The following is a 13,577-nucleotide window of genomic DNA, read 5'->3' as shown; positions in this document are numbered from 1 at the left end:
GCTCACTCGTCGCGGGTGGCCCGGGAAGCGACCGCGGCGCGGATGGCGTCCTCGCGGATGACCCGTAGGAACGGGATCAGAAGTGCGGCGCAGGCCAGTGCGCCCAGGGCGAAGACCGGGCGGGGGCCGACGGTCTGGGCGAGGACACCGGCCACGGCGGCCCCCAGCGGCATGCCGCCCCAGCCGATCAGCCTGCTGGCGCTGGACACCCGGCCGAGCAGCTCGTCGGGGACCAGTTGCTGGCGCAGGGTGACCACGGTGACGTTCCACAGCCCGCTGCCGACCCCGCCGAGGAAGGTGGCGGCGCCGACCAGCCAGGGCTGGGTGGTGAACACGGGGGTGGCCAGCATGACCACTCCGGTGACCACGTCTACGGCGAGCAGATTGCGGGTGCCGAGCGCACGCCGGATGGGCCCCGCCATGAGGGAACCGAGGACGCCGCCGAGCGCGAGCGCGGTCAGGAGGAGGCCGTACGCGGTGCCGCTGAGGCCCATCGGCCCAGGGGAGACCGCGTACAGCACGAGCACCGCGCTCCAGCCGCTCCAGGCGGCCGCCATCACGCACACCATGAGGGCGAGGTTGCGCAGCAGGCGGTGCCCGCGCAGATAGCGCAGCCCTTCGGTGAGTTCGTCCCGGATGCGCGGCTTGGCGGCGGGGGCGGTCGCCGCGCCCGGCCGCGGGTCGTACCGGCGCCTGAGGAGGAGCATCGCGCCGGCCGCCACCAGGTAGAGGCCGGCGGCGCTCAGCGTCGCGAAGACGGCGCCGACGGCGACGAGGAGGCCCCCCAGTGGTGGCCCCACGAACTCGTTCAGCGAGGAACGGGTGCTCTCCAGGCGGGAGTTGGCGCCATCGAGGCGGTCCCGCGCCACCATCATGGGCAGTACGGCAGTGGTCCCCAGGTCCGCCACGAGCTCGGCCGTGCCCAGTAGGAACGCCACCGTGTACAGAGTGACCAGCGGGGCGACCTCGCCCGCGAGAGCGAGCGCGAGCAGCACCAGCGCGACGACCCGGGCCAGGTGGGCCCACCGGATCAGACGGCTCCGCTCGACCCGGTCGATGAGTACGCCGATCGCCAGCGTGCACAGTACGTACGGCATCGTCTGCGCCCACCGGACACCGGCGACGAGACCGGGGGACGAGGTGAGGGTGAGGGCCGTCAGCGGCAGCATGATCACCACCAGGCCGTCCCCGAGGTTGCTCAGACCGTAGGACGCCCACAGACCCGCGAAGTCGCGTCGGCCCGCTCGTCGTGCCTCTGTGCTCACCCGGTGTTCTCCTCGCAGCTGAGTGTGGAGCGTCGTCCCGACGCGGGGCGGCCGCCCCCGGCGTGCCGGGGGCGGCCGTCATGAGTGTGCCGGGGACTTCGTCAACACAGCAGCGCGCACGTGGCGCGTACGAACGTCTCCTTGCCGTGCGCCCGTACGGTGTGGGCGAACGCGGCCCGCGGGTTGGCGGGAGCCGGCACGGTCCCCTGTGACGTCATGCCGAGGGGCGCGAGGACGGCCCGCGTCTGCTCTCCGACGCAGTGCACTCCCTTGTTGGAAAGGATGGTGTCGGCGAGCCGGCCGCCGAGCCCGTCGAGCTTGCTGCCCGACCAGGTCGACACCGTGTAGCCGTCCGCGGACTGCTCGAAGAAGCGGACGTCGGCGCTCTCCGCGCTCTCCGTGAGAAGTACGAAGATGCGGCGGCTCGGGAGTTCCATGTCGAAGCCGTCCATCTTGCGGAGGATGGCCTCGGGGTCGCCGTAGAAGTCGTGCACCTCGGGCGTCCAGGAGAACGTCACGCAGCCGAGGGCGGCTTCGGGTACGGCGGTTTGCGCTGCAGCTTGCACCGATGTGCTCAAGACATGCTCCAATCTACGGGTGCCGCGGATCGGCACCGAGTGGGCAGTGCGCGCCAGTCCATGCTTGTCGAACCCCACCTGAAATGGCAGCCCGGATTCCGTCGTTGACCCCGGCGTCGTTGTGCACTCGGGGGACAGGAGGGAAGCGGTCCGGCCGCCCGCACGCTCGTGCGTCCCTGTTCCGGGGGCCGGGCGGTGGAGACGCGTACATCGGGAGCGGTGGCCGGAAGCAGGAACCGTCCCCGGGTGCCCGCCCCCGGCGCCCGGTGTCCGGCGGAGCGGAGCCCTGGACGTCGAGTACGGAGGGAACCGCAGGTCAGTAGGGTCATCGGTGACAAGCCGCCATCCCCTGTGCAGGAGAGACCCCGTGCCCGCGCCCAACCCGCCGCTCCACCCCGCCCGCCGAGCCCTCCGTGCACCCTTGCTCAGGCGCGCCGCCGTACATGCCGTGGCCCTCCCGACCGTCCTGCTCGCGCTGAACATCGGACTCGGCACTGCTGCCCATGCGTACGAGCCCGCCACCGCCGTCGCGCACACGACGGGCCGCCCGACGGCACCCGACCGTGCGACGGTGACGGAAGGTCAGGTGCGGGAGGTCGCCCCCGGGGGCGTGCTGACCTACCCGAGCGTCACCAGCTGCCTCACGGTCACCGTGCGGCTCAGGGACGGCGGCCTGGTCGGCGCGCACGCCAGCCTGTTCCAAGTGCCGGGCGAGCTGCGCTCCGACGCGATCCTGACGGCGCTCGGCGAACTCGTGGGCCACCGCTCCGTGGCCGCCGTCCAGGTCAAGGGTGCTGTGGGTGCTTGGCACCCGAGCTACTTCACGAAGGCGATCGAGAGTTACGGCGAGGGCGAGCAAGTGCCGGTCCCGTCGGGCCAGGACGCCGCCGGGATCGGCCGCGAGGTGTCCCGGGGACTCGGTCTGCCCCCTTCCTCTGTCACCGTCGAGGACGTACCCGACGGCGACCAGGTCGTGAGCTGAACGCAGCCCAGAACAGGAGGCGGGTCGCTCGGCGTTCAGCGCTGGGACCAGCGGGATGTCGGGCGATCGCCCCAGCCACGGCCACGGCGATCCCGCTGACGGTGCGGGCCGCGCTGCCGCTGCTGAACCGGAGGTGGCGGACGGCCGGCTGCCAGGAGACCGGACCGCCCGACCGCCGCGAGACCAGGGCTTCCACCAGCCAGGGCGGCAGGGCGGTGACGCCGATGGGGACGGCCGGTGCGACGACGCTCCGGCCCACCGCGGCGTCCCCGACCAGATCGCGGCTCTGGAGTGGTTCGGCGGCGGCCCCGCCGGCGCCACCCTGTTCGGCCGGTCGGCGGGCGGCGGCTCGGTGGCCGCCCGGTCCGTCGCACCGTCTGCCCGGGGGCTGTTCCGTCGGGGTGATCGCGTAGAACGTCCGTACTTCTTCCGCAGCACGGACGGAGCCTTCTCAGCAGAACGATCCAGGAGGCTGCTGCCTGTTCCCGGCGTACTCCGGCTGCCCTCCTCCAAGGTCTTCGCCACGGCCTGCGAGGAAGCGCCGGCACTCCTGGAGAGCACCAGCAGCTGACCCGTCCCTCGCATGCCGACGGCCCGCCCCTGCCTCGGTGGGCGAGCCGTCCGCGCTGCTTCAGGGGTCAGCTGATGCTGTTGGCGCCGGGTGAGCCGTTGCTCATCCTTTGGTCCCAGAGGGTGTCGGCGTACCACTCGCCCCGCTTCAGGCAGCCGTACCCGTTCGCGGTGTCGTACGGCGTGCAGTTGGAGAAGCGCACGGTGGAGTAGCCGTATTCGATGCCCTTGTTCAGGTTGTAGGCGTACACATGGCCGGCCGTCGCCGCCCTGTATGCCGAGTCGCAGGCGGCCGACGCTTGGGCGGGTGAGGCGATCAGGAGTGAGCCGGCCGTGAGGCCGAACGCTGATACGGCGATTCCGATGGTGCGCTTCATGGTCAATCCTCCGTTCGCCCGTGGCCGTCTGCCACGGGAGCCGATGGGGTGACGAGGGTGCGGGCACGGGCAAGCGCGGTGTGCTCCAGCCGCCGGCCCGTCTCGGCGAGTCCCGACGGCCCGGCACAGGTCGCCTCGGCCACCGCGAGCCGTACCTCGACGGCGAAGGCCTTCTTCTCCGGCAGCCCCCGGACGAGCGCGGGCAGCGCGTTCTGGACCTCGGTCGGGGTCGCGCAGTGGTTCCCGGCCCGGCGCATGCAGGCTGCCCACGCCGACTGGGCAGCGGTGTACTCGGGTCCCGCATGAGTTTCGACGCGTACAGCGGGGTCAGGTCGGTGGCGATGCTAGCGCGACAGGACACCTCGGTTGAGCAAGGCAGGTGGGGAACACCGCTGTCCGGTCCAGACCAGCAGATGGCGGTACTGGGCGAGTTCCGGTTCCCACGCCGACCGCCGTACCGCGCGGGTACTTCATTCGTTGGCCGGTGCCTTGGGCGACCCGAACCGCAGGTGGACTCCGGTGTACATGTACGGTCCCGCGCCCTCCCGAGGAACACCCGCCCCATCGCCCGGACCCCAACAGCCCGACCAGCCGAAACCGGCCCGCCTGCAGCGGATGGAGGGATGTTGCGGCCTGCTTGACGGGGCGCCATGGAGATCGGCCTGTTCAGATGCAGACCACGATCTTTCCTCGGGTGCGCCCACGCTCGGCGTGCGCGTGGGCGTCGGCGATCCGCTCCAGGGGGTAGGCCTGTTCGATACGGGGTGTGTAGCTGCCTTGGGCGCCCAGTTCCGCCGCCGCGGACAGGAGAGTGGAATCGTTCTCCGCGTTGACCACATGCGTGCCCAGGCGCTGTCCGCCCGCATGGTCGGCGACCGTCGCGACGCGCTTCGGGTCACCTGTGATCGTGACGAGGTCGTCCAGCGATCCGGAGGCCGCGGTGTCGAGCACGATGTCGACGCCGTGCGGAGCGAGGCTGGTGAGGCGCTGTGCGAGGCCGGGGCCGTAGGTGGTGGGAACAGCGCCGAGTGCGGTGAGGAACTCGTGGTTGCGTTCACTGGCCGTCCCGATCACCGTGGCACCTTGCGCCACCGCGATCTCGACCGCCGCGCTGCCCACGCCTCCGGCGGCGCCCTCGACGAGAAGGGTGCGTTCCGCGAGAGGGCCGAGCGCGCCGAGCCCACGCATCGCGGTCACTGACGCGAGACCGGCACCAGCGGCCTGCTCGTCGTTCCACGTGGCGGGGGTGTGCGCCCAGGCCGAGAGGATGAGCAGCTCCGCGGTCGCCCCGGTGATACCGCCCAGTCCGAAGACACGGTCGCCGATGCTCACGCTCTGCACCCCGTCGCCGATCTCGTCGACCACACCGGCGCCGTCGCGCCCGGGAATGGCGGGCAGCTCCAGGGGAATCAGCTGGTGCAGGGCGCCGGCGCGCAGCTTCCAGTCGATGGGATTGACGCTGGCCGCCGCGACGCGGACACGGATCTCACCGGGTCCGGGGTGGGGGTCGGGGGCCTGCTCGATCACCAGGATCTCTGCTCCGCCGTATTCGTGGAACCGGGCTGCGTGCATAGTGGTCTGCCTTACTTTGACGGGCCGGAACGACGTGTTCGTCCGACGCTCGTCACTCTAGAACCTGACGTTGACGTGAGGTGCAAGTCGCCACTGCCGCCCGGCCGGAGGAGGGCAGGCGCGGATGGGTGAGGTCGGCGATCCCGACTGTGCCCTCGGGCGGGCTCGGCGATCCCGGTACGACGCGAGGGCTGCCGTGCGTACGTGAACCGCGTGAATGCCCCTCGGGCCTGCCACCGGGGCATGATCAATCTCGGCGCCGGCAAACGGTTCGATCGGCCCCCAGGGCTGCCCCCGGAGCCGGTATCGCTAGCCTGAACGTGACGTCAACGTGGGGTACGAGCGGGAAGGGGGCGATCTGCGTCATGCGCATCGGACAGCTCGCCAGGCGGTCAGGGGTCAGCGTGCGGGCCCTGCGCTACTACGAGGAACAGCAGCTCCTGGAATCGGCGCGGACGCCCGGTGGGCAGCGTGACTATCCCGACGAAGCCCTGGAGCGGGTCCAGCTCATCCAGGACCTCTACGCGGCCGGCCTCTCCAGCCGTACCGTCGTCGAACTCCTGCCGTGCGTGAGCACCGGCGTCGCGACCCCCGCCATGCTCGACCAGCTCATCATCGAACGCGACCGCATCGCCGCACGCATCCAGGACCTGAGCCGGGCCAAGACCAAACTCGGCCGCGTGATCGAGAATGTGACCGCGGCGAACGTGGCGCAGGACTGATCAACCCGTCGCGAGGGGTGGGGCCCCGACCTGTCCGGCATGCACCGGGCGCCGGCCGGCCACGGAAGCCCAAGGCGTAGCCGGAGGCCGCCGAAACAGCGTTCGTCGCTCTCGCTGCCCTGGTCACACGCCGGGCAGCGGTGGGCAGGACAGGCCGCGGCTGACCACGGTGCCGGCAGACCGCAGGACCGGTCAGCCGCGACCTCTCCGACCGGGCACCGGACACCGGGCACGAGCGGACAGCAAGGGTCCTGGCGGCCCCCGGCTGGATCGACCACGCCATCGATACCGAAGAGGTGGACACGTGACTCCCTGCGGCCATCAGCCTGGATTCGTATGGCCCCGCTGCATCACCACCACACGTCACGACCGCACGATGGCCGCCCTCACGCAGCGTCCCTCCGGCACGCACTGAGACGCCCTTGTTGTTTCCGTCCTGCCCTGCCGAGGCAACGCCAACGAGCCTGTCCACAACGGGAGTTGGCGCGCGCAAGCCAAATTCCGGAATACCCGGGCGGCCCAGAACGCCATCCGGTTATGGTGACGGACCGGACGGCCGTCATGGTGCCGAATACGGCAGCGAGAAACGATCCGCTTTCCACTCAGACGAAGGGAACTCGATATGAACCGCTCGATACGAGGCGTCCTGCACGGTGCGGTCCTCGCCGCGGCCCTGCTGGCGGCGGCTCCCCAGGCCTTCGCCGCAACCGCCGCACCACAGCCGCCGGCTTCCTCGGCAGGCTTCGGAACGCCCCCCGCGGGCTACGTCCGCGAGACGTCCTTCCACGGCACGGCGGCGGCCTGCCAGACAGCGGGCCAGGCAGGCATCGCGGAAGGCAAATGGACCGCGTACTTCTGCTACCAGGCGCTGCCCTTCACCCCGTTCCAGGAGCTCTACGTCAAGAAGTAGTCCGGTCCGGGGCCGACGGCACCAAGGCGGACACGGTCAAGACCGCGTGCACGCCGGGCGGTGTGTTCGGCGCCCGGCGTCCAAGGCAGGACCGCGACCGCGACCGAGACGACATCCGGAGCACCGGGTCGCTCGGGCGCTGGGCTTCGAGCGTGCACACCGCGTGCAGGGCCCGCAGAGCGCGCCGTACGCATCCCCATGATCGAGCCCTCCGGCAGCCAGGAACCGGGCGCTGGCCCGCATCCACTTCCCGCGCCTGCGCACTGTCTCCGACCCCGCCCAGCAGAGCGAACGCAGCCGTGGCGGTTCTCGCCACCACCACCACCGCCACCGCCACCGTGACCGCCACGACACCGCGCCGCCGACTCAGCCGACCCCGGTGGTCGCACCCTCACCGTCGCCGTATCCCGCCTGAAGACCACCGACACCGCCCACCGCGCCGACCACGCGTTTTCCGACAGGGCCCGGCTGTGCCCTCAGCGACGCACGTGAAGCCGGACCGTCCCTCCAGGGCGCGCGGATCGCAGTGCGCACCCGGCGGGACGCGGGACGTCCGGTTGCCGCAGGCCGGCCGTCCGGGCGACCTGCTCAGAACTCGAACAGCCAGGGCCACGGCGACTGTCTCGGCTGCCATCGCGCTGACGCTGGCGCCGCTGGTGGGCAGCGCGTACGCAGGCGAAGCGGCTGCCCTCGCGATGCCCAGCGCCCGGAGTGCCGTGAGATCGCCTCTGACGACCCCGACCGCAGGGTCGACTCCGTGTGCCGGCAGGGGATGTGCAGTCCACCGATCACGTGGCCTTGAGCAGGTCCGCGCACTTCTCGCCGATCATCATCGTGGTGATGCACGGGTTGACCGCCGGCAGGAACGGCATGACGGAGGCGTCCGCCACCCGCAGACCGGTGACGCCCTTGACCCGGAGTTCGGGGTCGAGCGGCGAGTCGGCGTCGTCCTTCGCACCCATCCGCACGGTGCCTGCCGGGTGGTAGACGGTGTTGTGGGTCTCACGGATGTACGCGAACAGTTCCTCGTCGGTCGTGGCGTCCGGGCCCGGAGCGAGCTCCGCGCCCGCCCATTGCGCCATCGGGGCCTGCGCGGCGATCTCGCGGGCCAGCCGCAACCCGTACGTCATCACCCGGATGTCGTGCTCGTGCGTGAAGTAGCGCGGGTCCACCTTCGGCTTGTCCCGGAAGTCACGGCTGCGCAGCCGCACCGTGCCCATGGAGCGGGCGCGGGTGACGTTCGGGGTGAGACAGAAGGCGTTGTCGGTGGTCGGGTAACCGCGCCGGTAGGTGTTCATGTCGAACGGCACCGAGCCGTAGTGGAACATCAAGTCCGGTCTGTCCAGGCCCGGTTCGGTGTCCGCGAAGATGCCGATCTCCCACCACTGGGTGGAGGAGGTGACCATGGGCTGCTTCGCCTCCCACATGATCACGCCCTCCGGGTGGTCCTGGAGGTGCTCACCCACGCCGGGGGAGTCCACCCGTACCTCCACACCGCACTCGCGCAGCTGTCCGGCCGGCCCGATTCCCGACAGCATCAGCAGCTTCGGCGAGTCGATGGCCCCGCAGGAGACGATCACTTCGCGCCGCGCGCGAACCGTACCGGAGTGAACGGTGTCGGGCTGCAGGTACTCCACGCCCGTGCAGCGGCGGCCGTCGTCGAAGAGCAGCCGCTTGGCCTGCAGTCCGGTCCGTACTTCAAGGTTCGGCCGGCGGCCGAGAATCGGGTGCAGATACGAGACCGACGCGGATGAACGGGTCCCGTCCGTACGGGAGTTGATCTGGAACCAGTGCGCTCCGCGCACCACCGTCCGGCCCGTGTTGAACGGGGTCGTGGGGATGCCCGCCGCCGCACAGGCTTCCAGCAGCGCCGATCCGCACGGGTCGTTCGGCGGGACGGTACGGATGGTCACCGGGCCCGAGCGGCCGTGGTGGTCGCCGGGCGCGTCGTTGGTCTCCAGGCGCCGGTAGAGCGGGAAGCAGTCCGCCGCGCTCCACCCCGTACAGCCCAGCGCGCCCCACTCGTCGAGGTCCTCGGCCGGCGCCCAGAAGGCGATGCAGGAGTTGTGCGAGGAACAGCCGCCGAGCACCTTGGCGCGGGCGTGCCGCATGAAGCTGTTGCCGTTCTCCTGCGGCTCCACCGGGTAGTCCCAGTCGTATCCGGACTCCAACAGGGCCATCCATCGGTCCAGTTGGAGGATGTTGTCGTCGCCGACGTCCGAGGGCCCGGCCTCCAGCACGCAGACGCTGACGTCCGGGTTCTCGGTCAGCCGCGCGGCGACGACGGCACCGGCCGTGCCGCCGCCGACCACCACGTAGTCGAATGCGTCGAGCTCGTGGGCGGGGCTCTGATCGGACATCACGTCTCCAGGATCGGGAGGGGGTGTCAGGGGAGAGGCGGGGGGAGTCAGGGGAGAAGCGGGAAAGAAACCGGGGGAGCGTCAGGGGGTGGACTCGGTGCGGTGTTCCGCGAGTACGCCGGTCTTGTGCCGCTGTACGAACCAGTAGTAGGTGAAGCCGCCGAGCGCGACGACACCGACGAAGAGGAACGCGCCCCAGCGCAGGTACCAGTGCTGCGGCCCGGTGGCGTTGTAGACCTCCGCGCGTGGCCAGGCCAGGTTGAGCGACATGGCCGCGCCCCACAGGACAGCGAGGATGTTGATCGGCAGTCCGAACCTGCCGAGCGAGAACTTGCCTTCGGCCGGCTGCCACGTGCCACGCAGGCGCCGGATCAGCATGGGCACGGTGACCAGCAGGTACGCCACGTAGATCATGATGATCGCGATGCTCGTGATCACCGAGAAGATCTGCGGCTGGTTGATGTTGATCACCAGAATGCCGACGCCCACGAGGCCGATGATGATGGCAGGCACCACGGGGGTCTGGAAGCGCGGGCTGACCCGGGCGAGCAGGGAGGACGCGGGCAGACAGTTGTCGCGGGCCATGGCGAACGCCAGCCGGATGCCCGCGGCGTGCACCGCCAGCTCGCAGACGGTGATCGCGACGACCACGCACCAGAGCACGATCTCGCCGATCGTCGGGCCGAGCGTGCTCAGCACCACGTACTGCAGGCCGTCCGCGGACAGTTCCTTGGCGTGCAGATCCGGCACGGCCAGGAGCGCGAAGAGCAGGATCAGTCCGCCGATGAGGAACGAGGCGATGAGCGCCCGCAGAATCGCCCGAGGGGCGTTGTGGCTCGGGTCGAGGGACTCCTCACCGAGCGAGGACGCCGTGTCGAACCCGTACATCACATAGGCCGAGGCGAGCGAAGCGGTCAGGAACGAGCCCAGATAGCCCAGCGACGTGCCGCTGCCAAGACCGTGGGTCTCCGTGAGCGCGCTGGGCCCGCGGGTGATGTGGGCGGCCAGCAGCACGATCAGGACAACGGCGGCGATCAGCTCGATCAGTACGCCCGCGGAGTTGATGCGGGCCATCAGTTTGACGCCGAACGCGTTGATCAGGGTGGTGAAGAGGATCAGTACGGAGCCGAGCAGCACGGCGTTCTTCGCCGTGTCCGTCGTGCCCGTGCCGTCCCCGACGAACTGGAAGGTCTCGGAGATCTGCGGCAGCGTGACCTGGTACGCGAGAGCCACCGCGGCCAGCGACACCATGGTGGCGGTCACCATCATCCAGCCGCCGAGCCAGCCCACGTGCGGGCCGCCGAGCTGCTTGGCCCAGTTGTAGACGGACCCGGCGACCGGGAAGCGGGCGGCGAGCTCGCAGAAGCAGAGGGCCACCATCAGCTGACCGACGAAGACCATCGGCCAGGACCACCAGTAGGCGGGTCCGCCGAAGCTGACGCCGAAGTAGAAGAGCTGGAAGGTGCCGGTGAGGATCGAGATGTAGCTGATCCCGGCGGCGAAGGTGTGGAAGTTGCCGAGGGTGCGCTTGAGCTCCGGGCGGTAGCCGAGCGCGCCGAGCGCGTCGTCGTCGTCCTGGTTCTGAGCGTGGGCGGCCTCGGCCCGGCTCAGCGCGGGGGCGGCATCCGCCGGGTCAGGAACCCCGCCGGAACCGGCGGTGGCATCGGGCCGGTCCTGAGCCCCGCCGTTCGAAGCGGTACTCATGCGAACCACCTCTGCGGAACCGGAGCGAGATTGCGCCAGACGTGTTTGGCCTCCTGGTACTCCGCGAGGCCGGCGGGACCCAGCTCGCGGCCGAAGCCGGACTGCTTCATTCCGCCCCACTCGGCCTGGGGCACGTACGGATGGAAGTCATTGATCCATACGGTGCCGGCGCGCAGCGCGGAGGCCACCCGCTGCGCCCGGCCGGTGTCCTGTGTCCACACCGCCCCTGCCAGCCCGTAGACGGTGTCGTTGGCGAGCGCGACCGCCTCGGCCTCGTCCCGGAACCGCTCGACGGTGAGCACCGGGCCGAACGACTCGTCACGCACCACGGACATCCCGGGCGTGCACTCGTCCAGGACGGTCGGCGGGTAGTAGAAGCCGTCCTGCAGCGCCGGGTCGGTGGGACGGGCCCCACCGCAGCGCAGCACCGCACCCTCGGCCACCCCTGCCGCCACATACGCCTCGACCTTGTCGCGGTGCGCGGCGGAGATCAGTGGCCCCGTGCGGGCGTCCTCGTCGAACGGGCCGCCGAGCCGGATCTCCTGTGCGCGCTTCACCACCTCGTCGACGAACGCGTCGTGCAGTTCGTCCTGGACCAGCAGCCGTGCCCCGGCCGAACACACCTGGCCCGAATGGAGGAAGATCGCCATCAGGGCGTAGTCGACGGCCGCCTCGAAATCGGCGTCGGCGAAGACGATGTTGGGATTCTTGCCGCCCAGCTCCAGCGCGACCTTCTTCACGGTGGGGGCCGCGGCGGCCATGATGCGCCGCCCGGTGACGAGCCCGCCGGTGAACGACACCAGGTCGACCCGGGGATCCTCGCTGAGCGGCGCACCCGCGCTGGGACCCGCACCGAGGATCAGGTTGGCGACCCCGTCGGGCAGCCCCGCTTCGGCCAGCAGACGCATCAGGATGATGGCGGTGTGCGGGGTCAGCTCACTGGGCTTGAGTACGAACGTGTTGCCCGCGCCGAGCGCCGGGGCGACCTTCCAGGCGGTCTGCAGCAGCGGATAGTTCCACGGAGTGATCAGCGCGCACACCCCGACCGGCTCGTGCACCACACGGCTGTCCACCTCCGGATTCCCGGTGTCGACGACCCGGTCCGTACCGCCCGACGCCGTCAGGTTGCCGAAATAGCGGAAGCAGTTGGCGATGTCGTCCATGTCGTACTCGCTCTCCACGAGCCGCTTCCCGGTGTCCAGGGATTCGGCGCGGGCGAGCGCGTCCTTGTCGCGTTCCAGCAGGTCGGCGACGCGCAGCAGCAGTCGGCCGCGCTGAGCGGCCGGAGTGGCGGGCCACGGCCCCCGGTCGAAGGCGTCTCGCGCCGCGGCGATCGCCGCGGCGGCGTCCTTCGGCCCGGCCTCGTCGACGGTCGCGACCAGGGTGCCGTCCGCGGGGCAGCGGATCTCACGGACCTGCCCGTCGACGGCGGCGGTCCACGTGCCACCGATGAACAGTTCCGGCATGGGTACTCCTCCGGGGTCGGACGGCGGGCCGCCGATTGCAGCCCGTTCCCGCACCCGCCGTCGTGCGCACTTCCTGCGGTGAGTGCTCCGTCACGCAGACCTTAAGGAGACCTGGCCGCGTTCGCAGCGCGGGAGAAGCCAAGCGGCCCCTTCACCCCCCCCCCGCGTCCCCCATCACGAGGTGGCGGGGCGACGGGACACGGTCCGCCGGGTGCGGTCACCGCGGAGAGGGCCCACTCGCCCCGCGCCGACGCCACCACGGCCGGCGCTTGGCCGGGGCCGCTGGGGCAGCCGGGGCCGCCGGGCGCTGAGGGGTGCCGTCGGGGACACCTCTCAGCGAGGGCGGTTCGACGAACGGGCTCAAAGGACCAGGCAAGGGCGTACGGTCGACCGGTGCGCCCTGCAACCCCCGACCTGCCTCCTGGTTGTCCAGGTAGAAGGTGATGAGGTGCGCGAAGCGCGGCAGCTGCCGCCGAAGCCGGTCGGCGACCTCAGGGTTCAGTATCTCGCTGTTGAGGGCGATCCTGCCGTCGTCCCGCAGCGCCGCACACAGCATCTGACCGTCCGGCGAGCGGTGGTACCGCGTTGTGGCACGGATCTCGGCCTCCCGCAGTTGCCAGTCGTGCGCGCTCATCCGCTGCTGCCTGGCCCAGCGCCGATCGTCGGCGATCTGCTGCTCGTGCAGCACCCACGCCCGCACACGTACTGCGGCGCAGTACTCGTCCTCCGTGAGGCGGGCACCGCCTTCCCACGGCTTGGGCAACGCCTCCAACTGGGCGACCTGATACAGGTATTGACGCTGCAGCGATACGTTTCCGCGGGCGCGGGCGGCGTAGGCGTACTGCTGCAGGGACTCGATCTTCCTCGTGAAGTCCGCCCGCAGCATGCTCGCCCAGTTGATGTCCCCGTGGTCACTGGCCATGAATCGCCCTCCGTCACGCCCAGTCGTGCCGGGCACCTCGACAACCGCTCGGCGCCGTCACCCCCACGAGGACGGATGCCGATGATTTTCCCTGCTCCCGGGGAGCAGCGCCAGAGGCCGGCGGGGCCGCTGTCACCACGAACCCCCCT

Annotated in this window: 12 protein-coding genes and 1 pseudogene; 4 read left to right on the top strand and 9 right to left on the bottom strand. The window is 70.7% G+C overall.

What is annotated here, in order from left to right:
- Window positions 1–2 precede the first annotated feature (2 nt).
- Window positions 3–1,265, bottom strand: coding sequence for an MFS transporter (locus AB0D18_RS32530; RefSeq protein ID WP_362426763.1), 1,263 nt, complete (start codon window positions 1,263–1,265; stop codon window positions 3–5).
- 101 nt (window positions 1,266–1,366) lie between these two features.
- A complete protein-coding gene (locus AB0D18_RS32525) occupies window positions 1,367–1,783 on the bottom strand; it encodes a hypothetical protein (RefSeq protein ID WP_362426760.1) in 417 nt (138 codons plus the stop codon).
- Between the two features lie 427 nt (window positions 1,784–2,210).
- On the opposite strand from AB0D18_RS32525, the gene AB0D18_RS32520 reads away from it, so the two are divergent.
- Window positions 2,211–2,825, top strand: a complete 615-nt coding sequence (locus AB0D18_RS32520; protein ID WP_362426757.1) for a hypothetical protein — start codon at window positions 2,211–2,213, stop codon at window positions 2,823–2,825.
- A gap of 241 nt (window positions 2,826–3,066) precedes the next feature.
- Window positions 3,067–3,225: pseudogene (locus AB0D18_RS32515) on the top strand (carboxylesterase family protein); the annotation flags it as partial.
- Window positions 3,226–3,463: 238 nt separating this feature from the next.
- On the opposite strand, the gene AB0D18_RS32510 reads toward AB0D18_RS32515, so the two are convergent.
- The 3 genes from AB0D18_RS32510 to AB0D18_RS32500 all read right to left on the bottom strand — a co-directional run bounded on the left by AB0D18_RS32510 (window position 3,464) and on the right by AB0D18_RS32500 (window position 5,344).
- Window positions 3,464–3,772, bottom strand: coding sequence for a hypothetical protein (locus AB0D18_RS32510; RefSeq protein WP_362426754.1), 309 nt, complete (start codon window positions 3,770–3,772; stop codon window positions 3,464–3,466).
- Between the two features lie 2 nt (window positions 3,773–3,774).
- Window positions 3,775–4,029, bottom strand: a complete 255-nt coding sequence (locus AB0D18_RS32505; protein ID WP_362426751.1) for a hypothetical protein — start codon at window positions 4,027–4,029, stop codon at window positions 3,775–3,777.
- Between the two features lie 409 nt (window positions 4,030–4,438).
- A complete protein-coding gene (locus AB0D18_RS32500; RefSeq protein ID WP_362426748.1) occupies window positions 4,439–5,344 on the bottom strand; it encodes an NADP-dependent oxidoreductase in 906 nt (301 codons plus the stop codon).
- Window positions 5,345–5,709: 365 nt separating this feature from the next.
- On the opposite strand from AB0D18_RS32500, the gene AB0D18_RS32495 reads away from it, so the two are divergent.
- Both AB0D18_RS32495 and AB0D18_RS32490 read left to right on the top strand, forming a co-directional pair.
- Window positions 5,710–6,066: a MerR family transcriptional regulator gene (locus AB0D18_RS32495; RefSeq protein WP_362426745.1), complete on the top strand. Its 357-nt coding sequence runs from the start codon at window positions 5,710–5,712 to the stop codon at window positions 6,064–6,066.
- 622 nt (window positions 6,067–6,688) lie between these two features.
- The gene (locus AB0D18_RS32490) at window positions 6,689–6,976 is read left to right on the top strand and encodes a hypothetical protein (RefSeq protein WP_362426742.1); all 288 of its coding nucleotides are present in this window, start codon (window positions 6,689–6,691) and stop codon (window positions 6,974–6,976) included.
- A gap of 788 nt (window positions 6,977–7,764) precedes the next feature.
- Here the strand turns inward: AB0D18_RS32490 and AB0D18_RS32485 are convergent.
- The 4 genes from AB0D18_RS32485 to AB0D18_RS32470 form a co-directional block, all read right to left on the bottom strand.
- Window positions 7,765–9,336: a GMC oxidoreductase gene (locus tag AB0D18_RS32485; protein WP_362426739.1), complete on the bottom strand. Its 1,572-nt coding sequence runs from the start codon at window positions 9,334–9,336 to the stop codon at window positions 7,765–7,767.
- 81 nt (window positions 9,337–9,417) lie between these two features.
- Window positions 9,418–11,040: an APC family permease gene (locus AB0D18_RS32480; protein WP_362426736.1), complete on the bottom strand. Its 1,623-nt coding sequence runs from the start codon at window positions 11,038–11,040 to the stop codon at window positions 9,418–9,420.
- A complete protein-coding gene (locus AB0D18_RS32475; protein WP_362426733.1) occupies window positions 11,037–12,506 on the bottom strand; it encodes an aldehyde dehydrogenase family protein in 1,470 nt (489 codons plus the stop codon). Before AB0D18_RS32475 ends, AB0D18_RS32480 begins: the two co-directional genes overlap by 4 nt.
- Before the next feature lie 217 nt (window positions 12,507–12,723).
- On the bottom strand, window positions 12,724–13,428 hold the full coding sequence (locus tag AB0D18_RS32470) for a hypothetical protein (protein ID WP_362426731.1): 705 nt from the start codon (window positions 13,426–13,428) through the stop codon (window positions 12,724–12,726).
- Window positions 13,429–13,577 lie beyond the last annotated feature (149 nt).

The organism is Streptomyces sp. NPDC048442, from assembly GCF_040651475.1.
Taxonomy (GTDB): Bacteria; Actinomycetota; Actinomycetes; order Streptomycetales; family Streptomycetaceae; genus Streptomyces.
Note: the sequence above shows the minus strand (reverse complement) of the source record. Positions and strands in the feature narration are given on the sequence as shown.